The following is a 26366-nucleotide window of genomic DNA, read 5'->3' as shown; positions in this document are numbered from 1 at the left end:
CCGATGTGGACCGTCGTCGGGTTCGTGCTCCTGCTCGTCGCGGGCTTCGGAGCGCTGGCCGGAAGTCTGGTCTACTTGGCTGTCCGCCTGTCGAGAGGGAAATGGTGAGCATCGACCGTCCGCCGTGGGAGGGTGTCGCGCCCGTCGACCCGTACCCGTACGAGGAGACCCACGACCTGCGGCACGGGCCCGATCTGCACCCGGCGCTGCTGGGGCTGCTGCCCTACGTGGGCCTGTGGCGCGGCCGGGGCCGCGGCGGGTACCCGACGATCGACGACTTCACCTACGCGCAGGAGGTGCGGTTCAGCCACGACGGGCGTCCGTTCCTCGCCTACGAGTCGCGCACCTGGATCCTCGACGACGAGGACAAGCCGGTGCGGCCGGCCGCGCGCGAGGTCGGCTGGTGGCGGGCGCGGGAGAACTCCGACGAGATCGAGGTGCTCATCACCGAGCCCACCGGCGTGATGGAGCTGTACTTCGGCACGATCGACGGCTTGAAGATCGAGATGGCCACCGACGCGGTCGTGCGTACGCCGACGGCCAAGCCGGTGGCCGGTGCGCACCGGCTCTACGGCATCGTCGAGGGTGCGCTCGCCTACGTGATCGAGTTGGCCGCGATGGGCCAGCCGCTGCAGTCGCACCTGAGCGCGCGGTTGGAGCGCGTCGGCGGCTGAGTTCTCGGGCCGCGGCCGGAGCTACGGCGTCACCAGGCGGTAGCCGACTCCGCGGACGGTATCGATGGAGAGGCCGCCGCCGGCGTCGCGCAGCTTGCGCCGCAGCCGTTTCACGGCGGAGTGCAGGATCGAGTTGTCGCCCAGGTAGGCGCCGCCCCAGACGGTGCTGAACAGCCGTTCGTACGGCCACACCCGCACCGGGTCGCTGCCCAACTGCACCATCAGTTCGATTTCCAGCCGGGTGAGCGGCAGCGCCGCGCCCTGCCACCGCACCTCGTGGTCGTCGATGTCGATGACCAGCGACGGCTCCTCGTCGCGCGTCGCGAGGCCGGGCAGCACCGGCTCCCGGGCCGTGCCGGTGAGCATGGCGCGCAACGCGTCGAGGTCGGGACACATGAGCACGATGCCGCCGCCGTCGAGCTGACGGGCGACCCGTTCGCGCACGCCCGGATCGGGTGACACGCACACCAGCAGGGGCAGCCCGAAGCCGGTGACCTCCTCGAGGCTCGCTGCTGTCATGAGCACCACCCGCCCTGCCGCCCCGTTGATGAACCTCAATTCGACGTTCGCCAATGACAGCCAACCCTTTTGATGATCTATTGGCAACCCTTGCGCGCCCGTGTCGCGGACAGAAAGGGTTCGCCCGGACAGGGTGCCGCCCGATTCGTGCCATCGAACTGCCCATCGGGCGCCATTGATCGCTATCTACCTCGCCAGGAACATGTCGGTCAGGGACGACTCGGTGTAATCGGGCCGTTCCGAAGTTCTCCGCGGATTCGGAAATCCCGGCGCGGAGACCCCAGGGGAGGAAGCATGCAGTTCGCAACGGGCAGGCCGGGCAGCCTGCCACGCGGCCCAGCCGCGGCCGGCGCCGGCAGGGGACAGCCGGACGCGCGGCGGGGGTCGCGACTCCGGCGGTTCGCCGCCGCCGGAACGGCGCTCGTCACGAGTGTCATGACGGTCGCGGTCGTCGCCTCACCGGCCGCCGCGGCCACGGCCAGCATCGACAAGCAGGTACTCGACGAGCTGGCGAAGAACGGCACCGCCCGGTTCATGGTGGTCCTGAACGAGAAGGCGGAGCTTTCCGGCGCGGCCGGCATCAGCGCGAAGGTCGCCAAGACCCAGCACGTCTACCAGCAGCTGACCTCGACGGCCACCCGCAGCCAGGCCGGCCTGACGGCGCTGCTCACCAAGAACAACGTCCAGTTCACGCCGTACTGGATCTCCAACGTCGTCGCGGTGACCGGCGACCGGAGCGTGCTCGACGCGGTCGCCGCCCGGTCCGAGGTCAAGAAGATCACGGCGCCGAAGTCGGTGCCGATGATCGAGCCGACCGCGAAGGTCGACGGCGGACCGGCGACGATGGCCGCCGAGTGGGGCGTCACGAACATCAACGCCCCGCAGGTGTGGACCGACTTCAACGTCCGGGGTGAGGGCGTCGTCGTCGGCAGCATCGACGGCGGGGTCGACTACGACCACCCGGCGCTGGTCGGCAAGTACCGGGGCAACCTCGGCAACGGCACCTTCGACCACAACTACAACTGGTGGGACCCGTCGCACAGCTGCGGCAACCCGTCGCTGGCGCCGTGTGACGACACCGATCACGGCACGCACACGATGGGCACGATGGTCGGTGACGACGGAGCCGGGAACCAGGTCGGCGTCGCGCCCGGCGCGAAGTGGATGACCGCCCGGGGCTGCGAGACCAACTTCTGCTCCGAAGAGGCGCTGCTCGGCTCCGGCCAGTTCATCACCGCACCGACCGACCTCAACGGGAACAACCCGCGGCCGGAACTGCGTCCCGACATCGTGAACAACTCGTGGGGCGGCAACTCCCACGACGACTGGTACCTCGACATCGTGAACGGGTGGACGAGCGCCGGCATCATGCCGATCTTCGCGAGCGGCAACGCGGGCCCGGCCTGTGGCACCGCCGGCTCGCCCGGCGACTACGACAACTCGTACAGCGTCGGCGGCTACGACATCAACAACAACATCTACAACAACTCCAGCCGGGGCAACGGCACCCAGCTGAAGCCGAACATCTCGGGCCCGGCCGTGAGCGTGCGGTCGAGCATCGACGGCGGCGGCTACGCGGCGTTCACCGGAACCTCGATGGCCGCACCGCACGTGGCCGGCACGGTCGCGCTGATGTGGTCGGCGGCGCCGGCCCTGAAGAACAACATCGCGGCGACCCGCCAGATCCTCGACGACACCGCCCGCGACGTGAACTCGCTCGGCTGTGGCGGCACGGTCGACGACAACAACAACTTCGGTGAGGGCCGCGTCGACGCGTACCAGGCCGTCGTCAACTCGCCGCGCGGCCCGAACGGGCGCGTGGTCGGCACGGTGACCGACGCGGCGACCGGCGCACCCATCGCGGCGGCCACGGTCGCCAGCGGCGACGCCACCGCGGTGACCGGCTCCGACGGCCGGTACTCGCTGAACCTGCCGGTCGGCGAGCACACCATCACCGCGTCGAAGTACGGCTACGGCACGAAGTCGGTGACGGTCAACGTCTCCGAGGGCGCGGTCGTGACGACGAACTTCGCGTTGTCGGCGACGCCGTCGGTGACGGTCAGCGGACGCGTGCTCGACGGCTCCGGCCACGGCTGGGGTCTCTACGCCAAGCTGACGGTGGCCAACAGCCCGATCGGCGCGATCTTCAGCAACCCGATCACCGGTGCCTACTCGTTCACGGTTCCGGCCGGCGCCACGTACGACGTGACGGCGACCGCCGTGTACCCGGGCTACACCGCCAGCACCGTCCAGGTGGTGGTCGGCAGCACGCCGGTCACGAAGGACATCACGCTGACGGTGGCCGCGGCCTGCACCGCGCCGGGCTACGGCAAGGACACCTTCCTGTCCGAGACGTTCGACGCGCCGACGATCCCGGCCGGCTGGTCGACGGTCAAGCGCAACGCCGGCGGCGCCCAGTGGGAGTTCAACGACCCGGGCGGCGACGGCAACCTGACCGGTGGCGAGGGCAACTTCGCCGACGGCGACAGCGACGAGGCCGGTGCCGGCACCACGACCGACACCGACCTGATCACGCCGACGGTGAACCTCACCGGCGTCTCGGCACCGGTGCTCACGTTCAACAGCGATTTCCGTGACCTCGGCAGCGAGGACTTCACGGACGTCGACGTGTCCGTCGACGGCGGTACCACCTGGACCAACGCGTACCACCAGGTGGACAGCCGGCGCGGGCCCAAGGTGGAGACGGTTCCGCTGCCGGCGGCCGCCAACCAGGCCAACGTCAAGCTCCGGTTCCACTACTTCGGCACGTTCGACTGGTGGTGGCAGGTCGACAACGTGCGCGTCCTCAACGACGCGTGCGAGCCGCTGCCGGGTGGCCTGGTGGCCGGCTTCACGACCGACTCGCTGACCGGCGGTGCGCTCACCGGCGTCGTCGTCGCCAGCGACGAGCGGCCGACGGAGCAGGGCGTCTCGGTGGCGACGCCGGACGACCCGAACATCCCGGACGGGTTCTACTTCCTGTTCTCCAGCCTCACCGGGGCGCACTCGTTCACCGCGACGAAGACGGGCTACGCGGCCACGTCGAAGTCGGTGGCCGTGGTGGCCAACTCGACCGTCCGGGCGGACTTCGCCCTGGGCGCCGCGCGCGTCACCGTGACGCCGACCGCGGTCGAGAGCTACCAGACGCTCGGGCAGACCCGGAACTTCAACATCACGGTCCGCAACACCGGTAACGCCCCCGCGCAGGTCGAACTGTTCGAGCGGGACGGCGGGTTCGAGATCCTGAAGGCCAAGCAGGGCGCGGCCCTGCAGCGGATCGCGATCCCCGGCGGCATGTCGCCGGGCCGGTTCAACCCGAACGCGCCGAGGCCGATCAGCCAGCCGCAGAACCAGCCGTGGGTGGCCGACGCCTGGACGCCGATCGACAACCAGCCCGCCGCGGGCGCCGACCAGGCGGCCGCGTGGCTCGACGGCAAGGTCTACGCCGTCGGTGGTGCGAGCACCGCCGCCATGACCAACGCCTTCGTGTACGACCCGGCGGAAGGCGCGTGGGCCGAGCTGCCCGACCTGCCGACCGCCCGGGAGAAGCCGCAGGCGGCGGCCGTCGACGGCAAGCTGTACGTGTTCGGTGGCTGGAGCGTCGCCGGTGACCCGGTGGCGAGCGTCGACGTGTTCGACCCGGCGGCCAACACGTGGAGCACGGCGTCGGCGCAGAACCCGTCGCCGGTCGCGGCCGGTGGCGCCGCGGTCGTCGACGGAAAGGTCCTGCTGGTCGGTGGCTGCACCACCAGCGACTGCGACACCACCGGTGACACGGTGCTCTTCGACCCGGCGAGCGGGTTCACCGAGGTCGCGGCGTACCCGCACCCGGTGTCGTGGATCTCGTGCGGTGGCATCAGCGGCAAGGGTTACTGCGCCGGTGGTCTCAACGGCGAGGTGACCTTCACCGACGGCTTCGCGTACGACGCGGGCGCCAACTCGTGGTCGCCCATCGCCACGATGCCGGAGGACCGCTGGGCGGCGGCCGACGCCGCGGCCGGTGGCCAGCTGGTGATCGCGGGTGGCGTCACCGACGGTCGCAGCACGCTGACCAACGGGACGATCTCGTACGACCCGGCCTCCAACAGCTGGGCCACGCTGCCGAACGCCAACGTGGCGACCTACCGCGCCGCGGGCGCGTGCGGTTTCTACAAGATCGGTGGCTTCGAGTCGGGCAACATCGCCAGCGCGACCGCGGAACACCTCGGTGACCTCGAGAACTGCTTCGAATCCAGCGAGGTTCCGTGGCTGTCGGAGGACCCGCAGACGTTCACCCTCGCACCGGGCGCCAGCCGCACGGTGAAGCTGACGCTCGCGGCCACCACGGCCGCCGGGGTGACCCAGCCGGGTGACTACTCCGCGCAGCTCGGTGTCCGGGTGAACAGCCCGTACCCGGTCGCGTCGGTGGGCGTCAAGATGCACGTCCTGCCGCCGGCGAACTGGGGCAAGATCAGCGGAACGGTGACCGGCCAGGGCTGCGCCGGCGCGGTACCGCTGCAGGCCCAGATCGAGATCGGGCTGTCGTCGAACCCGGAGATCTCGTACCCGTTGCGCACGAAGACCGACGGTACGTACGCGATCTGGCTGCCGAAGGGCCGCTACGACGTCATCGTGTCCAAGGACGGTTGGCGTTCCCAGGTCAAGCGGCACGTGGTTCAGGCCGGCTTCGCCGAGGTGCTCGACTTCTCGCTGAAGCCGTTCGTGGCCTGCCCCAGCCTGGCAGGTGGTGTGTAAGCACTGAAATTCAGGCAGCGCCCGGGATCCGATCTGGATCCCGGGCGCTGCCCTTTTCGCTACGGGGCTCAGGCGACGGTGCAGGTCACCTCCGGCGTGCCGTTCGACCCGGTCCACGAGGCGAGGAAGCCGAAGGTGGCGGTGGCGCCCGGTGCCAGCGACGCGTTCCAGCCGGCGGGCCGGGCGGTCACCGTCGTTCCGGACTGGGTCAGGGTCGTGCCCCACGACTGGGTGACCTGCTGTCCGTTGGCGTAGCGGATCGTCACGGTCCAGGTCGAGGTGGTGCCGGTCGTGTCGTTGCGGACCGCGACCTCACCCTGGAAGCCGCCCTGCCACTGGCCGGCGACCTTGTACGTCGGCGTGCACCGGCCGGTCGGCGGCTGCGAGGTCGACGGCGACACCGAGGGTCGGCTGGAGGACGGGCTTCCCGACGGCCCGGGCGGGGCGATGCCGTCGAGCAGGCGAGTGAGCGGGGTGTAGTACTTGGCGGCCATCTTCCGGAAGCCGGCGTCGTTCGGGTGGACGCCGTCACCGGTGTCGGTGGTGATGTTGAACCCGGTCCACTGGTCGACCACGACGATCGGCGACTGGCTGGTGGTCAGGCCGTTGGCCCAGCCGGGAATCGCGGCGTTCAGGTTGACCACGGCCTGCGTGCAGGCGGTGCACGCGGGCGGACCCATCGGCAGGATCTGGGCCACGATGATCTTCATGTTCGGGTTGTTGGCCCGCATCTGGTTGACGAGCGTGGTGTAGGCGCCCAGCACGGTGCTCACCGGCGTCTGGCCGCCCCACATGTCGTTGGTGCCCAGGTGCATGATCACGATGTCCGGGTTGGTGGCCGCCAGCCACGGCGGCAACTGGTTCTGGCTGGCGATGCCGGTGGCGAGGAAGCCGCTGTGACCCTCGTGGTTGTCGTCGTAGGTGAAGCCGCAGCCGTCGCCGCGGGCGGTGCCCACGAAGTCGGTGTTCGTGTAGCCGGCGGCCTGCAGTTGCTGCCACAGGTAGGCCCGCCAGCAGCCGGGCGCGGCGGTGATCGAGTCGCCGAGGGCCATCACCTTGGCGGGTGCCGCGGCCGGCGAAGCGGGCTGCTGAGCCACCACGAAGCCGAGCGCCGAGACGAGCACAGCGAGGAACGCGTACAGGATGGATTTCCGGAGCGCCATACCGACACCAATCGAAGGGGGTGAATTGGGCGGCCAGTATGAGTTTCGAATGAAATCGATGACAATCAACTGAACGTCCCCGCTTCAGTACCAGGTGCGGCCTCCCGGCACGAGCACCTGCGTCGGCGCCGGCAGTTCGGGGGTCGTGACGGAGTGCCCGTCCGGGGCGAGAACGCCGGCCCGAACCGGTTTCCGGGTCACCATGTGTAGCCCGGTTCCGCCGTACGCGACCGGCTCCCAGCCCATCTCGTAGGGAATGCTCTTGGCGTCGATCAGGGCGCCGGAGGCCAGGTTGAACTCCAGCAGCGCGAGGGCCCGTCGATCCGCGTTCCGCACGATCAGCCCCAACATGCCGTCCGTCGACAGGAGGGCCGGGCTGGTCGGGTCGTGCTGGATCGACAACCCCGGCTGCAACATCGCGCGGGAGTCCACGGTCAGCAGCGGACGCACGTCGCCCGTGGCCGGATCGGCCAACTGCAGCGGTTGCTGCTCCGTCCACGCGGTGCTGGGGGCGAGGAGGAGTTCGCCGCTGGGCAGGACGGCGCACGCGTACAGGTCGGCGGGCGGCTGGTAGGTGACGATCGTGAGATCGCGCAGGTCGACGCGGGCGTACTCGGACCTGCCATTCCCCCGCGGACCCCACATGACCAGCCAGCGGTTGTCGGGCGACCAGGTCATCGGCGACCACAGGCCCGCTCCAAGCCGCGGTTCGAACGGCGTCGGCGGTTCGTCGCTCCGCAGGTCACGGACCTTGTACCCGCCATCCCCGCTGAACGGCGCCACCAGCAGTTCGCCGTTCGGCGACAGCGACGGCACGCCCAGGTCGCCGAGGTGGTCGAGGCTGTACTCGAGGCCGCCCCACTCCATCTGGAGCACCATGCGGCTGCACGGCGTCCGGCAGTTCAACCGGTACGCCAGCCGGGCCGGACCGACCGCCGCGGTGGGCAGGTCGGCCAGCATCGGCGCCGACGCCAGGACCGGCTCCGACCGGCCCGGGAACGGCGGCCAGTCCGGGCCGGGACCGCCGACCGGCGCCCAGGTGACGGCCGCGGCCAGGGCGAGCGCCGTGGCCACGAGGGCGGCGCCGCCACCCGTCCGGCGGCGCCGGGACGCGCGGGCCGCGGCCAGCGCCCGGTCCGGGTTCGAGTAGTCGGGGACGTCACGGGCCAGGTCGTCGAGCAGCTCACGCACCATCACGTCACCTTCCCGAGGTCGGCCGCGGTGGCCCGCAGCCGGGACAACGCATCCGACGTGGTGCTCTTCACCGTTCCCGCGGAGCAGCCCAGCGCCTGCGCTGTCTCCTCGACCGTGAGGTCGACGTAGTAGCGCAGCACCACGACGGCGCGCTGCCGCGCCGACAACCGGTTGAGCGCCTGAACCAGCACGAGCCGCCGGTTGACCTGTTCGGTCTCGTCGACGCCGGTCGGGTGTTCGCCGACGGTCACCGACACGCAGTCGGCCCGGCCGACACTCTCGTACCGGCGGCGGCGCCACCAGGTCGTGCGCTCGTTGACCATGATCCGGCGGACGTACGGCTCCGGGTCGCCGCCGGCCACCAGGCGGGGCCACCGGGCCGCGGCGCGGGCCAGCGCGATCTGCACCAGATCCTCGGCGAGCTGGTGGTCACCGGTCAGCAGGAACGCGACCCGGGACAGCGCATGGCCGCGCTGCAGCACGAACTCGCGGAAATCGCCGTCCCGATCCACACCCATCTACACGCCGCCGGGGCGGCCGGGGTTGGGTCAGAGGGGAAAACCGAGAAGCTTCGCGATCCGGGCGGTTTCGGGGCTCGGGCCCAGGGGGACGCCGTCCAGCGCGCGGATCTCGGCCGGCCCGCGTACCGACGAGGTGAGCCAGACACCGTCGGCGGTGTGCAGGTCGGCCGGGCGCACCAGCCGCTCGGTGGCGGTCCAGCCGAGTTCGCCGGCGTTCGCCAGCAGGTAGGCGGCGGTGGTGCCGGCGAGGATACCGGTCGAGGCCGGTGGCACCGTGCAGAGGACGCCGTCGGTGAGCCAGACCAGCGTCGACGTCGGCCCCTCCAGCGCGTACCCGTCACCGGAGACCCAGAGCACGTCGTCGGCCCCTTCGGCCGCCGCCCAGCGCTGGCACGCCATGTTCACCGCGTACGACAGGGTCTTGGCGCCGGCGAGCAGCGCCGGAAGGGCGCTGCGCGCGTCGACCGGATAACCCAGCGACAGCGTGCGGACCGCGACCCCCTCGCGGCGTCCGCGCAGCTGCCCCGGCTTGATCCCGGTGAGGGTCACCCACACCGTGGGCGGTCCGCCCGACTCCGTCCCGCGCGAGCAGGCCAGCCGGAGCGCGCCCTCGGCGTCCCGCGGCCACTCGGCGATCGCCTCGGCCGCCAGGCCCGCCAGCGCCGACCGCGCCGGCAGCGCGATCTCCAGCAGCTCGGCGGACCGGGCCATCCGGTCGAGGTGCGCGTCGAGCTGCCACAGCGACCCGGAGCGCAGGTGGATCGTCTCGAAAACGCCGTCGCCACGGACGGCGGCGAGGTCGTCGGCGCGGAGCACCGGGGTGTCGGCCGGGACCACGCCACGACCCAGGACGGCTACGACAGTCACAAGTCCAGCAGCCTAACCACCGAGGAATACCATCGGCGGCCTTGGGGCCGGCGCTGCCTGGACTGAGGAGCGCAGGGAGCGCAGCGACTGGAGCGACGAGGGAAGGCGGCGCCTCAGAGGCCCCAAGGCCCGCGCTCGCGGATGCGAGCGCATTATTGCAGGGTGGCTTCGGACACTTTGGCTCAAGTGCTACGCGAACGTGGTCTCCGCCTGACCGCGCAGCGTCAACTCGTCCTGGAAGCGGTCTACGACCTGGGGCACGCCACCCCTGACCAGGTGCACTGCAAGGTCGCCGAGACCGCCGCCGGCGTCAATATCTCCACCGTCTACCGCACGCTGGAACTGCTGGAGGACATCGGGCTGGTCACGCACACCCACCTCTCGCACGGCGCGCCGACCTACCATGCCGCGCTCGAGGAGCAGCACGTGCACCTGGTCTGCCGGGGCTGCGGCCGCATCGACGAGGTGCAGCCCAGCGCCCTCGACGAGGTGTCCGCGCGGCTGAAGGACGACCGCGGCTTCCAGCTCGACGTGGGCCACGTCTCGTTCTTCGGCAAGTGCAAGAGTTGCGCGGGAGGATAGCGGGATGAGCACCGCGATCGACATTGCCGCCCTCGATCCGGCCAGCCGTGACGCGGGGGCGGTCGCCCACTACGGCGACCCGGTCCGCGAACAGCGCCTCCTCGAAGAGGGCGTGGGCCTGGTCGACCGGTCGCACCGCACCGTCATCGCGGTGCCCGGCGACGACCGGCTCTCCTGGCTGCACAGCCTCACCACCCAGCACCTGGAGAAGCTGCGGCCGGGCCAGGGCACCGAACTGCTCGTGCTCTCGCCGCACGGCCATGTCGAGCACCACGCGATGGTCACCGACGACGGCACCACCACCTGGCTCGACACCGAGCCGGGCAACGGTGACCTGCTGGTGTACCTGGAGCGGATGCGGTTCATGATGCGGGTCGAGCCGGTCGACGTGACCGCCGACTGGGCGGTGCTGTCGCTGGTCGGCCCCGGTACCGACGACGCGCTCAAGTCCCTCGGCGTCGACGAGGAGCTCGACGAACCCGACACCCTCGACGTTCCCGGCGCGAAGTTCGCACAGGGCACCCAGCCGCCGCGCCCGTCGACGATCTACCGCGTCGCCTCTCTCGGCGACAAATCAGCAACAGTGGCGAAGTTCGGCGCGGGCTGGGTGCGACGGGTCGGGAACGGCGCCGACCTGCTCGTCCCGCGTGCCGAGAAGGACCGGATCGACATTCCGCGGGCGGGGCTCTGGGCCTACGAGGCCGTGCGCGTGGCGGCCAGGCGTCCGCGCTACGGGTTCGAGACCGATCACCGCACCCTGCCGGCCGAGGCCGGGTTCACCGCGCCGGCCGTGCACCTGGAGAAGGGCTGCTACCGGGGTCAGGAGACGGTGGCCCGGGTGCACCACCTCGGCCGTCCGCCGCGCAAGCTGGTGCTGCTGCATCTCGACGGGATCGCCACCGACGAGCTGCCGGCCCCGGGCACGCCGATCACGCTGAACGAGCGCGCGGTCGGGTTTGTCGGCACCGCCGTGCGGCACCACGAGCTCGGCCAGGTCGCGCTCGCGCTGGTCAAGAACAACGTCAAGGACGACGCGCAGTTGCGCATCGGCGAGTCGACGGCGCAGATTGACAGCTGATGGCAACCACCTTGATCACCGTCGCGCCCACCGGCGCGGAAGTCAGCAAGCGTGACGCGCCGGCCCTGCCGGTCACGCTCGACGAGCTGGTCGTCGCCGCCAAGGAGTGCGAGGCGGTGGGCGCCAGCGTCATCCACATCCACATCCGCGACGACGAGGCGAAGCCGACGCTCGACCTCGGCCGCCTCAAGGAGACGACGAGGGCGATCCGCGAGGGCACCGGGCTGATCGTGCAGCTGTCCTCCGGCGGCGCGGTCACCGACCCGGAGGAGCACCGCCTCGCCGTGCTCGACGCCGCGCCCGACATGGCCTCCTGCACGATGGGCACGGTCAACTTCGGCGACGACGTGTTCATGAACCGCTGGGCGTTCATCGTCGAGTTGCACACCCGCATGCAGAGCAAGGGCATCGTGCCCGAGTACGAGATCTTCGACCTGGGCCACCTGGCCGCGCTGGAGCGCCTGCTCAACAAGTACGGGCTGCCGGCCGGCGGGCACGTGCACGTCGACTTCGTGATGGGCGTGCCCGGTGGCATGCCGGGCACCGTCGAGGCGCTCGTGGCCTGCAAGGCCGCTCTCACCAACCTGCCCGAGGGCACCACGTTCTCGGCCACCGGCATCGGACGCACCACGCTCCCGGTGCTGATGGCCTCGCTCGCGGCCGGCGGGCACCTGCGGGTCGGCATGGAGGACACCGTCACCTACGCCCGCAGCCAGCCGGTGGAGAGCAACGCCCAACTCGTGGCGCGGGCCGCCAGCTTCGCCCGGTTGGCCCAGCGCCCGCCGATGGCTCCGGCCGACGCCCGTCGCCTGCTCGGAATCGCACGTGGCTGACGCGTACCAGGGCGGCGAACTCGTCGCCGAGGTCCTCCGGTCGGGGTTCGTCGAGAGCTGGCATCACGGGTCGGTCGCGGTGCTCGATGCCGCGGGCGCGGTGGTCGCGTCGGTCGGCGACATCACGGCGCCGGTGTTCCCGCGCTCGTCCAACAAGCCGCTCCAGGCCGCCGGGATGCTGCGCGCCGGGTTCGAGCCGGCCAGCGCCGCCGAACTCGCGCTGGCGGCGGCCAGTCACCGTGGTGAGCGATTTCACGTGGACGCGGCGCGCGCGATGCTGGAGCGCGCCGGGCTGCCCGAGACGCGGCTGCGGTGCCCGGCGACGACGCCGTTGAGCGATCCGTGCGGCGAGTTCAGCCGGGCCAGCAACAACTGCTCCGGCAAGCACGCCGCGATGCTGGTCACCTGTGTCGCGGCCGGCTGGCCGGTCGACGGTTACTGGGAGCCGACGCACCCGCTGCAGGTCACGATCCAGGAGACCGTCGAAGAGCTGGCCGGCGAGCCGGCCGGTGGGGTGGGCGTCGACGGGTGCGGTGCGCCGGTGCTGGCGCTGTCGCTGCGTTCCCTCGCCGACTCCTACCGCCGGCTGGTGGAGACCGGTGACCGGGTCGCCGACGCGATGCGGGCGCACCCCGAGTACGTGTCCGGCACCGACGCCCAGGCGTACGACACGGTGCTGATGCGCGCCGTACCGGGGCTGCTGGCCAAGGGCGGGGCCGAGGGCGTGCAGGCGGTGGCCGTCCCGGGCGTAGGTGCCGTCGCGATGAAGATCGACGACGGTGCGAAGCGCGCGCTGATGCCCGTCCTCTCATGGGCTTTTTCGAAGCTCGGCCTCGACGCGCCGACGCCGGCCGAGCCGGTGCTCGGCGGGGGCGATACGGTGGGGGTTGTCCGCTCCGTCCTGTGACGTCTTTAACGGTAGCTAGCGTTTTGCTTGCAAGAGCTAGCACCGCGAGCTAGCGTCGGTGGCGTGAGTGACGAGACGGAGAAGCCGGAACCGGGCGAAACTCCGCGCGATGTCGGCGGGTTCATCCGCGACCTTCGCCGCAACGCGCGGATCTCGTTGCGGCAGCTGGCCCAGCAGGCCGGCGTCTCCAATCCTTACCTCAGCCAGATCGAACGTGGGCTGCGCAAACCGAGCGCCGAGGTGCTCGCCCAGCTCGCCCACGCGCTGCGGGTCTCCACGCCCGCCATGTACCTCAAGGCCGGGTTGCTCGACACGAAGGACAACCCGGGCGTGCTCGCGGCGATCGCCACAGATCCCGATCTCACCGTGGCGCAGAAGCAGTCGTTGACCCAGATATACGAAACATTCCGCCGGGAGAACGCCCGGTCGAAGGAGGAGAACACGGATGTCGACCCAGTCAGCTAACACCCGTCGCTACCCGAACCCGCTCTACGCGGCCGCCGGTGCCGGCGACCTGGCCTACCAGCAGCTGCGTCTGCTGCCGGCGAAGGCGGTTGAGCTCGGCGGCCGTGTCGTGGCCCTGCGCCCGGTCGTCGCCGACGCCGTCACCAACGTGGTGGCCGAGCCCGCCCGGCGCGTCGACGTCGACAAGCTGCGCGACGCGGCCCTGCGCAACGCCGAGGTGCTGCGCACCCAGGCCGTCGCGGTCTACAACGACCTGGTCGCCCGGGGCGAGAAGGTCGTCGGTGGCCCGTACAAGGAGCTCGAGCCGGCCGGTGACGTGGTGCCGTCGGTCGTCGCGGAAGACGGCGAGCCGGCTCCGGCCACCACCACCGGTGCCACCGCCGCCGGCGGCCCGGGCACCGGCAAGAGCCCGGCCAAGGCGGTCAAGAAGACCCGTCCCGCGGCCGTCAAGCAGTAACAAATAACACCTAGGCACCCGTTCCTCCGGCCTGTTGGGCAAACCGGGGGGACGGGTGCCTAAGCTTCTGTACATGGTTGATGCCGCCCCGCTGTTCTACATGGACGTGCGCTCCTCGATCGACTACGCACTTCTCGTGGTGGCGCTCATCATCGAGGCGTTCGCGTTCATCAACTGTCTCACCCAGCGCTCCGACTCGTTCGGGGCGATCGGCACCCTGTCCAAGGGGCTGTGGCTGGTGATGACCGGCGGCGCGCTGTTCGTCACGGTGCTCTCGCTGTCGGCGCTCAGCCTGCTGGGGTTCATCGCGCTCACTGTCGCGGCCGTTTACCTACTCGACGTGCGTCCCGCACTGCGCGACGCCGCGGATGGACCGTCTTCCTGGTGACTTCTGATTTTCGCTGGCCACCTCCGCCCGACGGGCGGCCGGATCAGCCGTCGAACAATCGCGGCCCGCGCGGCGGGCGGCCGACCCTCCCGCTCCCGCCCACCACGCTGGTCGGCACGCCGCACGGCGTCGAGCTGGAGATCTTCGGGACCGGTCCGCCGGATCCGGTGACCGTGTTCGCGCACGGGTTCGGCCAGGGGATCGGGGAGACCCGCCCGCTGGGCAGCGGCGTGCAGGGCCGGAAGGTGTTCATGCATTTCCGCGGCCATGGCCGCTCGGGTGCGCCGGCCGGGCCGTGGACGTACCTGGATCTCGCCCGTGACCTGCGGGCCGTCGCCGACCTCACCGGGGCGACCCGGGCGCTCGGGGTGTCCCTCGGCGCCGGTGCGCTGGTTCGGCTGCTCGCCGACAATCCCACCCGGTTCGAGCGGGTGGTGTTCTTCCTGCCGGCGGCGCTGACGTCGCCCGGCCCGGACGCCGGCGAGCGGTTCGAGGCGCTGCTGGCCGCGGCCGAGGAGCAGGACCCGGGCGGTCTGGCCGAGGTGATCTCGCTGGAGGTGCCGCTGCAACTGCGGGCGACCCCGACCGGGTGGGCGTACCTGCGGCAGCGGGTGGAGCAGATCGTCCACTTCGGGTTGGCGCCGGAACTCGCGTCCCTGGCCGACGAGGCGCCCCTGACGTCGGTGGACGCGCTACGCGCGGTGACCGCCGAGGCCCTGGTGATCGGCTGCAACGACGACGACGTGCACCCGGCTTCGGTGGCCGTCGAGCTCGCCGACCTGCTGCCAAAGGCCGACCTGCACCTCTACGACAAGCCGAACGTGATGTGGAACGAGCGCGCCGACGTACGCACCCGGATCGCCGATTTCCTGAATCGTTAGGGTGGGCCCATGGGTGTCACGCATCACGGCCGTACCCACCGGCTCGACCTTCTCGACCCGACGCTGCGCGAGTTCTCCTGCACCGTCCTGGCGTCCGACCCGGAGACCGGGATCGTGCTCGACCGGTCGGCGTTCTACCCGGGCGGCGGGGGCCAGCCGCCGGACCACGGCGTGCTGCTGTGGCAGGGCGTACAGACCCGCATCGTCGGCACCCGCAAGGGCGACGACCTGTACCTGCTCCCCGCCGAGGGTGACCCGCTGCCGCCGGTCGGCTCGGCGGTGACCGGTGCGATCGAAGACGAGCGGCGCTCGCTGCTGATGCGCACCCACTCCGGGCTCCACGTCATGTGCGGGGTGGTCTTCCGCGACTTCGGCGCGCTGGTGACGGGCGGCAACATGGAGCCGGGCACGGCCAGGATGGACTTCAACCTGCCCGAGGTGCCGTCGGACTTCAAGACGCGGCTCGAAGACCTGATCAACGCCGAGGTGATCGCCGACCGGCGGGTCGACGTGCGGGTGCTCGAACGCGACGAGGCGTTGGCGCTCCCCGACATCATCCGCACCCAGTCGAACCTGATCCCGGCCGACGAGCAGGAGATCCGCATCGTCGACATCGTGGGCCTCGACGTGCAGGCCGACGGTGGAACGCACGTCGCGTCGACGTCGCAGGTGGGCAAGGTGCAGATCGTCAAGGTCGAGAGCAAGGGCAAGGCCAACCGCCGCGTGCGGCTGCGGTTGATCTAACCGGTGCGCAGGGCCTGGAGGAGACGCGGGTCGCCGGCGACCTCCAGCACGTCGTACGGCACCCGGCCGTAGAGCGCGAGCAGCAGGTCGCTGGCCGAACCGGTGGCCTGGGCGCGCTCGTGCGGGTGGTCGTCGTCGAGCAGGGTGTCGGTGTCGAGGAGCGCGATCCCCTCGCCGCGCAGCCGCACGTACCAGTCCTGGCCGACGTCGGCGGCGTGCAGCGCGGCGATCCCGCGTACCCCGTCGGTGGAACCCTTGCGCTTGCCGCCCGGCAGCAGGCTGTCGATGACCTCCGTGATGCCGTCGACGGCGAGCTTGGCCTCGATCGGCTCGGCCGGTCCGCTGGCGACCTGCGCGTCCCACCGGTGCACCGCGGTCTCGATCGCGAGCCGCCGGTGCCAGTACGAGGCGACCTTCGACTGCGGCATCGGGTTCCAGGCCGGCAGGTCGGGGTCGACCTGGTCGAGAATCCGGATCACGTCGCTGAAATGCCGGTCGAAGTAGGTCAGCGGGTGACCGGACTCCGCCTCGATGTGGGCCGGCTCCGGCTTCGACACCACGCCGCGGGAGATGTGTTGCGTCACCCGCTGGTAGACGGCGCCGACGTGGAACGCGAGTTGCCGCAGTTTCCAACCGGGGCAGGTGGGAACGTCGGAGTCGGGGTCGCCGGCCTCGATCGCGGTGTGGAGCGCGGCACCTTCCGCGCGCAGGGCGGCGAGCCAGGAGTCCTTGTTGCCGTGTGGTTTGCTCATCGCATCCTCGCCCCCTACGCGGCTGTCCGACCGCGGTTACCCGCGGTAGCGCGTCGTGGGAACCCAGCGTAGAGGATCCCCGCGCCACCAGCCGCCGGTGACCTTGGTGCCCCGGCGGTTCCGGCCGGAAACCTGCCGCTGGTCGGACGTCATTACACTCCCCGACGTGACCGTGACCTTCGCCGAACTGACCACGATGCGGGTCGGTGGGCCGGTGGCCGAACTGGCCGTCGCCACCTCCGCCGCGCACGCGGTCGACCTGGTGCGCGAGGCCGACGCCGCGAAGCGGCCGGTGCTCGTCATCGGCGGCGGGTCCAACCTGGTCGTCGGCGACGTCGGCTGGGACGGCCGGGTCGTCCGGATCGCCACGACGGATCTCGACATCGACGGTGACCTGGTGCGCGCCGGCGCGGGCGTCGACTGGGACGTGCTGGTCGAGGCGACGACCGCCGACGGGCTGGCCGGGTTGGAGGCGCTGTCCGGCATTCCGGGCTCGGTGGGCGGCACGCCCGTGCAGAACGTCGGCGCCTACGGTGCGCTCACGTCCGACGTGCTGGAATCGGTGTCGGTGTTCGACCGGGAGACCGGCGACGTCGAGTCGTGGGGGCCGGAGCGGTGCGGGTTCGGCGTGCACCGGCAGTCGGTCTTCAAGCACACCGACCGCTGGGTGATCCTCGAGGTCACCTACCGGCTGCGGCGCAGCCCGCAGTCGGGCCCGGTGAAGTACGCGGGCCTGGCCCGGCACCTCGGGATCGCCGAGGGCGGCACGGCACCGGTGGCCGACGTGCGGGCCGCCGTGATCGAGGTGCGTCGCAGCAAGGGCATGGTGCTCGACGCCGACGACCACAACACGTGGAGCGTCGGCTCCTTCTTCCTCAACCCGGTGCTGCCGGAGTTGCCGGCCGCGATCCCGGCCGACTGCCCGCGGTACCCCGACCCGGCGGGCACGAAGGTGCCGGCCGCGTGGCTGATCGAGCGGGCCGGGTTCGCGCCCGGCTACGGGCGCGAGTTCGGCACCGGGACGGTCGCGTTGTCGACCCGGCACACGCTCGCGGTCACCAACCGGGGCGGTGCCACCACCGCCGACGTGATGAAGTTCGCGGCGCACGTCCGGGAAGGCGTCGAGACGCGGTTCGGCGTCCGTCTGACGCCGGAGTGCCACCTGGTCAACTGCTCGTTCTGACGGCGTCCCACGGCACGGTGAGCTCGCCGAGACGGCGGGTGTCGGCGACCGGCCAGCCCGCGTCCTTGACCAGCCGCACCGCCCGCAGCCAGCGCTGCCGCACCCCGAACGACGCGTAGGGCGCGGCGGCGGCCCAGGCCGAGTCGAGCGCCCGCAGCAGGTCGTGCACCGGGTGGCCGGGAACGTTGTGGTGGATCAGCGCCTTCGGCAGGCGCTCGGCGAACACCGCCGGACCGTCCAATGTGGAGAGACGGGCGGCGAACGTCAGGGTCTGCGGGCCGTCGCGGTCGAGGCAGATCCAGGACGCGAGCCGGCCGGGCTCGTCGCACGTCCCCTCGACGACCGCACCGTCCGCCGCCAGCGCGCCCACCATCGCGGCCCACGCACTGTCCACATCGGACTCGTCGTACTGCCGCAGGACGTTCATCGCCCGCGCCAGCACGGGTCGCAGCCCGGCGAGTTCGAAACCGCCGCGGGCGAACGTGAGGCCGGGCGGCTCGGCGGAGGCCGCGGCAAGAGCGACCCGGGCCGGATCGATCTCCAGCCCGACCACCCGCACGTCGGGCCGGACGGCGCACAACCGCCGGTACAACTCGACCGTGGTCACCGGGTGCTCGCCGTACCCGAGGTCCACCACCAGCGGATCCTCCGCCGACCGCAGCAGCGGACCGAACCGGGCGGCGATGAACCGGTCGACCCGCCGCAGCCGGTTCGGCGCGGTGGTCCCCCGGGTCGGCCGCCCGACGGGACGACTCACTTGATCCGATGCACCTTGTGCTGCGCGGCCTGGGCCAGCGGACGGATCACGAGCCGGTCGATGTTCACGTGGTGCGGACGCGTGACGGCGAACGCCACCACGTCGGCGATGTCGTCGGCCACCAGTGGCTCGGCGACGCCCTCGTAGACCGCCGCGGCCTTGTCGGCGTCGCCGCCGAAGCGCTTCACCGCGAACTCGTCCGTGCGGACCATGCCGGGGGAGATGTCGATGACGCGCACCGGCCGCCCGCTCAGCTCCAGCCGCAGCGTGTCGGCGACCGCCTTCTCGGCGTGCTTGGCCGCCGTGTACCCGCCGCCGCCCTCGTACGTGACGAAGCCCGCGGTGGACCCCATCATCACGATCGTGCCGGCGCCCGACGCCACCAGCAGCGGCAGCAGCGCCCGGGTGACGCGCACCGTGCCGACCACGTTGATCTCGTACATGGCCCGCCACTGCTCGACGTCGGCCTGCTCCACCGGGTCGGCGCCGAACGCCCCGCCGGCGTTGTTGACCAGCACCGTCAGCGGCGCGTCCAGCCCGCTCACCACGTCGGCGAGCGCCGTCACGTCGGTGTCGGACGTCACATCGCACCGCACCGGCACCGCGCCGGTCTCGGTGGCCAGCGCCTCCAGCCGGTCGATCCGCCGGGCCGCCGCCACCACCGTGAAACCCTCGGCCGCGAGCCGCCGCGCGGTCGCCGCGCCGATTCCGCTCGACGCGCCCGTCACAACCGCCACGCCCTGAGTCATGACCGAATCCTGCCAGTGCCCGCTGTTGCGCCGCACATCTGACAAGCCTCATTTCGGTTATTGGCCCGCGTTGGGGGAACATGTTTGGTTGGTGACCCGAACGAATGGAGCGGCTGTGCGATTGCCTAGACGTGTGGCGACCCTGTCGGTACACACCTCGCCGCTCGATCAACCGGGCACGGGTGATGCGGGCGGGATGAACGTGTACATCGTCGAGGTGTCGCGCCGGCTGGCCGAGGCGAACGTCGAGGTGGAGATCTTCACCCGCACGACGTCGAGCGAGCTGCCGCGCTGCGTCGAGATGCATCCCGGCGTCACTGTGCGGCACATCACAGCCGGTCCGTACGAGGGGCTGAGCAAGGAGGAGCTGCCGGCCCAGCTGTGCGCGTTCACCGCCGGTGTGCTGCGGGCCGAGGCCACCCAACCGCCCGGCTGGTACGACCTCGTGCACTCGCACTACTGGCTGTCCGGGCAGGTCGGCTGGCTCGCCACCGACCGCTGGGGGGTGCCGCTGGTGCACACCGCGCACACCCTGGCGAAGGTCAAGAACCTGATGCTGGCCGAGGGCGACACCCCCGAGCCGAACGCCCGGGTGATCGGCGAGGAGCAGGTCGTGGCCGAGGCCGACCGGCTGATCGCGAACACCCCGACCGAGGCGCGCGAACTGCTCGACCTCTACGACGCGTCGCCCGAGCGGGTGTCCGTGGTGGCGCCGGGTGTCGACCTCGACATCTTCACGCCGTCGAAGGACGCCGGCGCCCGCGCGGCCGCCCGCCGCGCACTCGGCCTGCCCACCGACGGGTACGTCGTGGCGTTCGTGGGCCGGATCCAGCCGTTGAAGGCGCCGCACGTCCTGCTGAGGGCCGCCGCCGAACTGGCAGCGACGGATCCGGCGGTGGCCGAGCGCCTCACGATCGCGGTGTGCGGCGGCCCCAGCGGCACCGGCCTGAGTCGGCCCACCGAGCTGATGGAACTCGCGGCGTCGCTCGGCCTGGCCGGCCGCGTGCGGTTCCTGCCGCCGCGCCCGCCGGGCGAACTGGTCGACGTCTACCGGGCGGCCGACGTGGTCGGCGTGCCCAGCCACAACGAGTCGTTCGGGCTGGTGGCGCTGGAGGCGCAGGCGTGCGGCACGCCGGTGGTGGCCGCCGCGGTCGGTGGGCTGGTCACCGCGGTCTCCGACGGCGTGTCCGGGGTGCTGATCGACGGGCACGACCCGGCCGACTGGGCGCGCGTCCTCGGTGATCTTCTCCGCTCGCCGCGCCACCGCGCCGAACTGGCGAGCGGCGCGGCCGCACACGCGACCCGGTTCTCCTGGAACGCGACCGCGACCGGACTGCTCGCGGTCTATCGCGACGCGATGTCCGAACATCGCGCACGGTTCGCGCTGGCCGGCGTTTCATGAAGACCACACGGGACGACGTGAGCAAGCTGATCGAGCGGGCCTGCGCCGAACGCGAGCTGCCCTGCGAGCCGACCGGCGAGCACTCCTACGTGGTGACGCTGCCCGGCCAGAACAAGCTGAAGACGGCCTGCAACCTCATCGTCGGCGAGCACGCCCTCCGGGTGGAGGCGTTCGTGATGCGCCAGCCCGACGAGAACCGCGAGGAGCTGTGGGCCTGGCTGCTGCAGCGCAACTCGCGCATGTACGGGGTCGCGTTCTCGATCGACGCCGCCGGTGACGTATATCTGACCGGACGCCTGTCGTTGCACGCCGTCACCGACGACGAGCTCGACCGGCTCCTCGGCGCGGTGGTCAGCTACGCCGACGAGAGCTTCAACCCGATGCTGGAGATCGGGTTCGGTACCGCGATCCTGCGTGAGTGGAAATGGCGGGTATCACGCGGTGAATCCCTGGCAAATCTCAAAGCATTCGAGCATTTCGTCGAGCGCCACCTCAATGACTGAGGTGTGTCGGAATCGCCGTGTTTATATACCGGCGACGCGCCGTCCTTCTCGGTAGGACGACCGACTATGACTGGACTTACAGTCGGTTGTCGTTGTTGACAGGCCGACCTACAGTCTTAGGCGGGTCTTAGACCGACCAGGGGGTGGGGAGTCGACAGGCCCGTACAGCGGGTGCGGCCGGGCGGGGCGCCCCGCTGGCGTAGGCGGCTGACGGGTGGTGCGTGCTGGGGGTGTGCGCCACCCGCGGCCGCCGTTTCTGTTTGTACACCCCAGTGTTCAAGCCCCGGTGGCTATTCGGCCCCGTAGCCGCGATTACAGTGAGCGGCATGGGCACGCTGGTACTGCTACGGCACGGGGAATCCGAGTGGAACGCCAAGAATCTGTTCACCGGCTGGGTCGACGTCGACCTGACGGCGAAGGGTGAGGCCGAAGCCCGCCGGGGCGGTGAGTTGCTGCGCCAGCACGATCTGCTGCCCGACGTGGTGCACACGAGCGTCATGAAGCGGGCCATCCGCACCGCGGAGCTGTCGCTGCTCGCGGCCGACCGGCACTGGATCCCGGTCAAGCGGCACTGGCGCCTCAACGAGCGCCACTACGGTGCGTTGCAGGGCAAGAACAAGAAGCAGACGCTGGAAGAGTTCGGCGAGGAGCAGTTCATGCTCTGGCGCCGCTCGTACGACGTCCCGCCGCCCCCGATCGCCGACGACGACGAGTACTCGCAGTTCGGTGATCCTCGTTACGCCACGCTCCCGCCGGAGCTGAAGCCGCGCACCGAGTGCCTGAAGGACGTCGTCCTGCGGATGCTGCCGTACTGGTACGACGCGATCGTGCCCGACCTGCTCGACGGGCGCACGGTGCTGGTCGCCGCGCACGGGAACTCGTTGCGGGCGCTGGTCAAACACCTCGACGGCATCTCCGACGAGGCGATCGCCAAGCTGAACATCCCCACCGGGATCCCGCTGCGGTACGACCTCGACGCCGGCCTCAGGCCGGTCACCGTCGGCGGAGAGTACCTCGACCCGGAGGCGGCCCGGGAGGCCGCCGCCGCGGTCGCGAACCAAGGCCGCTGACCAGGCAACCTTCGGGCCCTACCATCGCGGTGTGAACTGGGACCGCGTGACCACCCTGTTTGCCGGAAAGGGCCGGCAGATCCCGCATGCCCGCCTCCCGGAAGCCGGGCCCGAAGGTGGAGATCCGATGCCGCCCAACCTGGCCCAGTCCAGCCTCAACTCGCTGACCGTCGGCGTGCTGGTGCTGGACGGCGACGACCACCCGGTGCTCGCCAACCCGGCGGCCCGGGAGATGGGCCTGATCCGCTCGTCGTCCGACGCGCACACGATCGTCCGCACGCTCGCCGGCCAGACCCGGCGCAGCGGGGTGACCCGGGTGGTCGAGCTCGACATCCCGCGCGCGAACAGCGACGCCGAGCCGCTGGGCGTGCACGTACGGGCGATCGACATCGGTGGTGGGTACGTGGCCGTCGAGGCGGCCGACGTCACCGAGGCGCACCGGGTGGCCCGGGTCCGGCGTGATTTCGTGGCCAACGTCAGCCATGAGCTGAAGACGCCCGTCGGCGCGCTGCAGCTGCTCAGCGAGGCGCTGCAGGACGCGCTGAGCGGCGGCGAAGCCGGCGACAGCGTGCCGGACGAGGAGGCGGTGGCCCGGTTCGCCGACCGGATCCGGCACGAGTCGGCCCGGCTCAGCCGCCTGGTCAGCGAGTTGCTCGAACTGTCGCGGCTGCAGGGCGCCGACCCGCTGCCGGAGCCGGAGCCGTGCTCGGTCGACCGGATCATCGCCGAGGTGATCGACCGCAGCCGTACCGCGGCCAACGCCAAGGAGATCGAGATCAAGGCGCTCGGGGAGCGCGGCCTGGTGGCGTACGGCAACGAGGGGCAGCTCGTCACGGCGGTGGCGAACCTGGTGGAGAACGCCGTCGCGTACTCGCCCGAGGGCACCCGGGTCGACGTCGAGTCCGGTGCGACCGACGAGGCGGTGTGGATCGCGGTGCGCGACGAGGGCATCGGCATCGAGGCATCCGACCTCGACCGGATCTTCGAGCGGTTCTACCGGGCCGACCGGGCCCGGTCCCGGCAGACCGGCGGCACCGGCCTGGGCCTGGCCATCGTCAAGCACATCGCCACCAACCACGGGGGGCGGGTGGACGTGACGAGTACGGTCGGAAGAGGGTCGACGTTCACATTACGGTTACCTTCCCGTTCATCTGAGCAGGGATGATCGCAGCCGGATCCGGGGTTTCGGAAGGAGTCGGCGTGGCACGTGTGCTGGTGGTGGAGGACGAGTTCTCGTTCTCCGATGCACTCTCGTACATGCTGCGCAAGGAGGGCTTCGAGGTCTCCGTCGCGGAAACGGGTACGGAGGCGCTCACCGAGTTCGACCGCACCGGCGCCGACATCGTGCTGCTCGACCTGATGCTGCCGGAGATGTCCGGTACCGAGGTCTGCCGCCAGCTGCGGCAGAAGTCACAGGTGCCGATCATCATGGTCACGGCGCGGGACAGCGAGATCGACAAGGTGGTCGGCCTGGAGATCGGCGCCGACGACTACGTTACGAAGCCGTACTCACCACGCGAGCTGGTGGCGCGGATCCGGGCCGTCCTCCGCCGGCATTCGAAGGACGCCGGAACGGAGACGGGCCCGCCGACGCTGTCGGCCGGTCCGGTGCGCATGGACGTCGACCGGCACGTGGTCACCGTCAGCGGTTCCGCGGTGCAGCTTCCGCTGAAGGAGTTCGAGCTGCTGGAGCTGCTGCTGCGCAACGCCGGCCGGGTGCTCACCCGCGGGCAGCTCATCGACCGCGTGTGGGGCGCCGACTACGTCGGTGACACCAAGACGCTCGACGTCCACATCAAGCGCCTCCGCTCCAAGATCGAGCCGGAGCCACCGACGCCGCGTCACATCGTCACCGTGCGTGGTCTCGGATACAAGTTCGAGCCGTAGATCGCCAACACCTGACGGTTCGTCCTTTTGGGCCGAAAGTCTGATTGTCGGGATGCCGCCCGACCGGTGAAGGTAGCCTCTGGGTCTCTTTGACCAAGGCCAACCGAGCGATGGGGACGGCATGGACTTCGACTTCGGCAACTTCTACTGGACCACCGCCGACACCGTGTCGGCGCTGGTAGCAGCTGGTGGCGCGATGATCGGCCTGTCCATCGACAGAATTTACCGGCGGCTGGCCGCCATCAAGCGCGGGGCCTGAGTTTCAGCTGCTGCGGCGGTGACGCCGGGTGCGGTGCCACCAGGCCCAGTTCGGCCCGCTTCGCGCAGAGTTCGGCGAGCTTCGAGAACGCGGGCTTGCCGATCAGCGCGGTGAGCTCGGGCTCGTACTCCAGGTACAGGTGCTTCGAGCCGACGTGCGCCTCCGGTGACGACGTGCACCACCAGTGCAGGTCGTGGCCGCCTTCGCCCCAGCCCCGCCGGTCGAACTCACTGAGCGTGGTGAGCAGGATCTGTGACCCGTCGGCGCGCTTCGACCAGTCCTGATCGCGCCGGATGGGCAGCTGCCAGCACACGTCGGGCTTGTACTCCAGCGGGTGGACGCCGTCGCGCAGGGCCTGCCCGTGCAGCGCGCACCCGCCGCCGCCGGGGAACGTCGCGTCGTTGTGGAACACGCACGGGCCGTTGGAGCCCTGCGTCGCGGTGCGCCGGGCGGGGGTCTCGCCGTCGATCGTGTCCATCTCGGTCCAGTTGCTGAACCCGCGACGGTAGTGCTGCCAGGTGAGCGGGGTGAGCCGCTTGACCGCCTTCTTGACCCGCTTCTCGTCGTCTCCGTCGGTGAAGAACGCCCCGTGCGAGCAGCAGCCGTTCGCGGCCTTGCCCGGGACGATGCCGTGGCAGCCGCGGGCGAAGATGCACGTCCACCGCGACAGCAGCCACGTGAGGTCCGCACGGATCACGTGGTTCTCGTTGGCCGGATCGGTGAACTCCAGCCACTCCCGGGGAAAGTCCAGGTCGACCTCGAGACTGCGCGGGTCGTCGGGGTCGTCCACCGAGACGGAGATTTCCATCGCCACAGCGTACGTCCACACCCGCTCGCGATTACGTTAGGCGTATGCGTCTCGGGGTCCTGGATGTCGGCTCGAATACGGTGCATCTGCTCGTGGTCGACGCGCACCACGGCGCGCATCCGTGGCCCGCGTATTCGGAGAAGGCCGAGTTGCGGCTGGCCGAGCGCATCGGGTCCGATGGAGAACTGACCAGATCGGGCGCCGACGCGCTGTGCGAGGCCGCGGCGAAGGCCCGCGACGCGGCCGAGAACTACAAGACCGAAGACCTGCTGGCGTTCGCGACCTCGGCGGTGCGCGACGCGTCGAACTCGGCCGAGGTGCTGCGCCGGGTCCGCGCGGAGACCGGCGTCGAGCTGCAGGTCCTGTCCGGCGAGGCCGAGGCGATCATGACGTTCCTCGCCGTGCGGCGGTGGTTCGGCTGGTCGGCCGGGCGGCTGCTCGTCCTCGACATCGGTGGCGGATCGCTGGAGATCGCCGGCGGCATCAACGAGGAACCCGACCTCGCGATGTCGCTGCCGCTGGGCGCCGGCCGCCTCACCCGGGAACGGGTGAAGGTGTCCCGGATGGACGACGAGGCGCCCGACCCCGAGCGGGTGGAGGCGCTCGTCGAGCACGTCGACAAGCGCATCGCCGCGGTCGCCTCGAAGCTCAACGACGCCGGTTTCGACCGGCCGGTGTGCACGTCCAAGACGTTCCGGACGCTGGTGCGGCTGGCCGGCGGTGCCCCGTCGGCGGCCGGTCCGCGGGTCCGCCGCACGATGACCCGACGAGCGCTGGCCCAGGTGCTCTCGTTCATCCGGCACATCCCGGCCAGCAAGCTGGCGGCGATGGAGGGGGTCAGCGCCGGCCGGGCACACCAGATCCTGGCCGGCGCGGTGGTCGCCGAATCGGCCATGCGCCAGCTCGACATCGACGAGATCGACCTGTGCCCGTGGGCGCTCCGGGAAGGCGTGATCCTGCGCCGGTTGGACGTTCTCGAATCGGCTTGA

The 26366-nt window shown here is 70.8% G+C and carries 28 protein-coding genes and 1 pseudogene; 20 read left to right on the top strand and 9 right to left on the bottom strand.

Annotated features, from left to right (window positions below):
- Positions 1-3: 3 nt before the first annotated feature.
- Positions 4-108 (top strand): small membrane protein MtfM, encoded by a 105-nt coding sequence (mtfM, locus tag Vau01_RS64555; protein ID WP_275423920.1) that lies wholly within the window; start codon positions 4-6, stop codon positions 106-108.
- Positions 102-674 carry a heme-binding beta-barrel domain-containing protein gene (locus Vau01_RS06450; protein WP_203988265.1) on the top strand — a complete coding sequence of 191 codons (573 nt, stop codon included), beginning with the start codon at positions 102-104 and terminating at the stop codon, positions 672-674. The genes mtfM and Vau01_RS06450 overlap by 7 nt, the downstream gene beginning before the upstream one ends.
- A 21-nt stretch (positions 675-695) precedes the next feature.
- On the opposite strand, the gene Vau01_RS06445 is transcribed toward Vau01_RS06450, so the two are convergent.
- On the bottom strand, positions 696-1193 hold the full coding sequence (locus Vau01_RS06445) for a winged helix-turn-helix domain-containing protein (RefSeq protein ID WP_203988263.1): 498 nt from the start codon (positions 1191-1193) through the stop codon (positions 696-698).
- Positions 1194-1487: 294 nt separating this feature from the next.
- On the opposite strand from Vau01_RS06445, the gene Vau01_RS06440 reads away from it, so the two are divergent.
- Positions 1488-5927, top strand: coding sequence for a S8 family serine peptidase (locus Vau01_RS06440; protein WP_203988261.1), 4440 nt, complete (start codon positions 1488-1490; stop codon positions 5925-5927).
- Between the two features lie 68 nt (positions 5928-5995).
- Here Vau01_RS06440 and Vau01_RS06435 read toward each other — a convergent pair whose 3' ends face one another.
- From Vau01_RS06435 to Vau01_RS06420, 4 genes are all read right to left on the bottom strand, one after another.
- Positions 5996-7090: a cellulose binding domain-containing protein gene (locus Vau01_RS06435; protein WP_203988259.1), complete on the bottom strand. Its 1095-nt coding sequence runs from the start codon at positions 7088-7090 to the stop codon at positions 5996-5998.
- Positions 7091-7174: 84 nt separating this feature from the next.
- Positions 7175-8284, bottom strand: coding sequence for a hypothetical protein (locus Vau01_RS06430; RefSeq protein ID WP_203988258.1), 1110 nt, complete (start codon positions 8282-8284; stop codon positions 7175-7177).
- Positions 8284-8802, bottom strand: a complete 519-nt coding sequence (locus Vau01_RS06425; protein ID WP_203988257.1) for a SigE family RNA polymerase sigma factor — start codon at positions 8800-8802, stop codon at positions 8284-8286. Before Vau01_RS06425 ends, Vau01_RS06430 begins: the two co-directional genes overlap by 1 nt.
- Before the next feature lie 30 nt (positions 8803-8832).
- Positions 8833-9672 carry an aminotransferase class IV gene (locus Vau01_RS06420; RefSeq protein WP_203988256.1) on the bottom strand — a complete coding sequence of 280 codons (840 nt, stop codon included), beginning with the start codon at positions 9670-9672 and terminating at the stop codon, positions 8833-8835.
- A 141-nt stretch (positions 9673-9813) separates the two neighbouring features.
- Between Vau01_RS06420 and Vau01_RS06415 the strand changes: the two genes are divergently transcribed.
- The 9 genes and pseudogenes from Vau01_RS06415 (at position 9814) to Vau01_RS06375 (ending at position 16007) form a co-directional block, all read left to right on the top strand.
- Positions 9814-10254, top strand: a complete 441-nt coding sequence (locus Vau01_RS06415; RefSeq protein ID WP_373320184.1) for a Fur family transcriptional regulator — start codon at positions 9814-9816, stop codon at positions 10252-10254.
- A gap of 4 nt (positions 10255-10258) precedes the next feature.
- The gene (gene ygfZ / locus Vau01_RS06410) at positions 10259-11332 is read left to right on the top strand and encodes a CAF17-like 4Fe-4S cluster assembly/insertion protein YgfZ (RefSeq protein WP_203988254.1); all 1074 of its coding nucleotides are present in this window, start codon (positions 10259-10261) and stop codon (positions 11330-11332) included.
- Entirely contained in the window at positions 11329-12165 is an 837-nt protein-coding gene (locus Vau01_RS06405; protein ID WP_203988623.1) for a beta-keto acid cleavage family enzyme, read from the top strand. The genes ygfZ and Vau01_RS06405 overlap by 4 nt, the downstream gene beginning before the upstream one ends.
- Complete coding sequence (locus Vau01_RS06400; RefSeq protein WP_203988253.1) at positions 12158-13072, top strand: asparaginase; 915 nt, start codon at positions 12158-12160, stop codon at positions 13070-13072. The genes Vau01_RS06405 and Vau01_RS06400 overlap by 8 nt, the downstream gene beginning before the upstream one ends.
- A gap of 63 nt (positions 13073-13135) precedes the next feature.
- Positions 13136-13531: pseudogene (locus tag Vau01_RS06395) on the top strand (helix-turn-helix domain-containing protein); the annotation flags it as partial.
- Positions 13518-13994 (top strand): hypothetical protein, encoded by a 477-nt coding sequence (locus tag Vau01_RS06390; protein WP_203988250.1) that lies wholly within the window; start codon positions 13518-13520, stop codon positions 13992-13994. The pseudogene Vau01_RS06395 and the gene Vau01_RS06390, both read left to right, overlap by 14 nt.
- A gap of 73 nt (positions 13995-14067) precedes the next feature.
- Complete coding sequence (locus Vau01_RS06385) at positions 14068-14382, top strand: DUF2516 family protein (protein WP_203988248.1); 315 nt, start codon at positions 14068-14070, stop codon at positions 14380-14382.
- Positions 14379-15263 carry an alpha/beta fold hydrolase gene (locus Vau01_RS06380; RefSeq protein ID WP_203988246.1) on the top strand — a complete coding sequence of 295 codons (885 nt, stop codon included), beginning with the start codon at positions 14379-14381 and terminating at the stop codon, positions 15261-15263. The genes Vau01_RS06385 and Vau01_RS06380 overlap by 4 nt, the downstream gene beginning before the upstream one ends.
- A gap of 9 nt (positions 15264-15272) precedes the next feature.
- Positions 15273-16007, top strand: coding sequence for an alanyl-tRNA editing protein (locus Vau01_RS06375; protein ID WP_203988244.1), 735 nt, complete (start codon positions 15273-15275; stop codon positions 16005-16007).
- Here Vau01_RS06375 and Vau01_RS06370 read toward each other — a convergent pair.
- On the bottom strand, positions 16004-16759 hold the full coding sequence (locus Vau01_RS06370) for a maleylpyruvate isomerase family mycothiol-dependent enzyme (protein ID WP_203988242.1): 756 nt from the start codon (positions 16757-16759) through the stop codon (positions 16004-16006). The genes Vau01_RS06375 and Vau01_RS06370 overlap by 4 nt on opposite strands.
- Before the next feature lie 196 nt (positions 16760-16955).
- Here Vau01_RS06370 and Vau01_RS06365 point away from each other — a divergent pair, with 196 nt between their 5' ends.
- A complete protein-coding gene (locus Vau01_RS06365) occupies positions 16956-17942 on the top strand; it encodes a UDP-N-acetylmuramate dehydrogenase (protein ID WP_203988621.1) in 987 nt (328 codons plus the stop codon).
- Here Vau01_RS06365 and Vau01_RS06360 read toward each other — a convergent pair.
- Both Vau01_RS06360 and Vau01_RS06355 read right to left on the bottom strand, forming a co-directional pair.
- A complete protein-coding gene (locus tag Vau01_RS06360) occupies positions 17926-18699 on the bottom strand; it encodes a class I SAM-dependent methyltransferase (protein ID WP_203988240.1) in 774 nt (257 codons plus the stop codon). The two genes, Vau01_RS06365 and Vau01_RS06360, sit on opposite strands and share 17 nt — an antisense overlap.
- Positions 18696-19448: an SDR family oxidoreductase gene (locus tag Vau01_RS06355; RefSeq protein ID WP_203988239.1), complete on the bottom strand. Its 753-nt coding sequence runs from the start codon at positions 19446-19448 to the stop codon at positions 18696-18698. Before Vau01_RS06355 ends, Vau01_RS06360 begins: the two co-directional genes overlap by 4 nt.
- 70 nt (positions 19449-19518) lie before the next feature.
- Here Vau01_RS06355 and mshA point away from each other — a divergent pair, with 70 nt between their 5' ends.
- From mshA to Vau01_RS06325, 6 genes are all read left to right on the top strand, one after another.
- A complete protein-coding gene (mshA, locus tag Vau01_RS06350) occupies positions 19519-20850 on the top strand; it encodes a D-inositol-3-phosphate glycosyltransferase (RefSeq protein ID WP_239151352.1) in 1332 nt (443 codons plus the stop codon).
- Positions 20847-21353 carry a type III secretion system chaperone family protein gene (locus Vau01_RS06345; protein ID WP_203988237.1) on the top strand — a complete coding sequence of 169 codons (507 nt, stop codon included), beginning with the start codon at positions 20847-20849 and terminating at the stop codon, positions 21351-21353. The genes mshA and Vau01_RS06345 overlap by 4 nt, the downstream gene beginning before the upstream one ends.
- Before the next feature lie 326 nt (positions 21354-21679).
- Positions 21680-22423, top strand: a complete 744-nt coding sequence (locus tag Vau01_RS06340) for a phosphoglyceromutase (RefSeq protein WP_203988236.1) — start codon at positions 21680-21682, stop codon at positions 22421-22423.
- A 31-nt stretch (positions 22424-22454) separates the two neighbouring features.
- Positions 22455-23588, top strand: coding sequence for a sensor histidine kinase (locus Vau01_RS06335; protein WP_308440439.1), 1134 nt, complete (start codon positions 22455-22457; stop codon positions 23586-23588).
- 35 nt (positions 23589-23623) lie between these two features.
- Positions 23624-24310 (top strand): response regulator transcription factor, encoded by a 687-nt coding sequence (locus Vau01_RS06330; protein WP_203988235.1) that lies wholly within the window; start codon positions 23624-23626, stop codon positions 24308-24310.
- A gap of 121 nt (positions 24311-24431) precedes the next feature.
- A complete protein-coding gene (locus Vau01_RS06325) occupies positions 24432-24569 on the top strand; it encodes a hypothetical protein (RefSeq protein WP_203988234.1) in 138 nt (45 codons plus the stop codon).
- Here Vau01_RS06325 and Vau01_RS06320 read toward each other — a convergent pair.
- Positions 24553-25377, bottom strand: coding sequence for a DUF3109 family protein (locus Vau01_RS06320; RefSeq protein ID WP_373320183.1), 825 nt, complete (start codon positions 25375-25377; stop codon positions 24553-24555). The genes Vau01_RS06325 and Vau01_RS06320 overlap by 17 nt on opposite strands.
- A gap of 44 nt (positions 25378-25421) precedes the next feature.
- Between Vau01_RS06320 and Vau01_RS06315 the strand changes: the two genes are divergently transcribed.
- A complete protein-coding gene (locus Vau01_RS06315; RefSeq protein ID WP_203988232.1) occupies positions 25422-26366 on the top strand; it encodes a Ppx/GppA phosphatase family protein in 945 nt (314 codons plus the stop codon).

It is taken from the genome of Virgisporangium aurantiacum, assembly GCF_016863635.1.
GTDB classification, from domain to species: domain Bacteria; phylum Actinomycetota; class Actinomycetes; order Mycobacteriales; family Micromonosporaceae; genus Virgisporangium; species Virgisporangium aurantiacum.
This window is presented reverse-complemented; position numbering and strand designations above follow the sequence as displayed.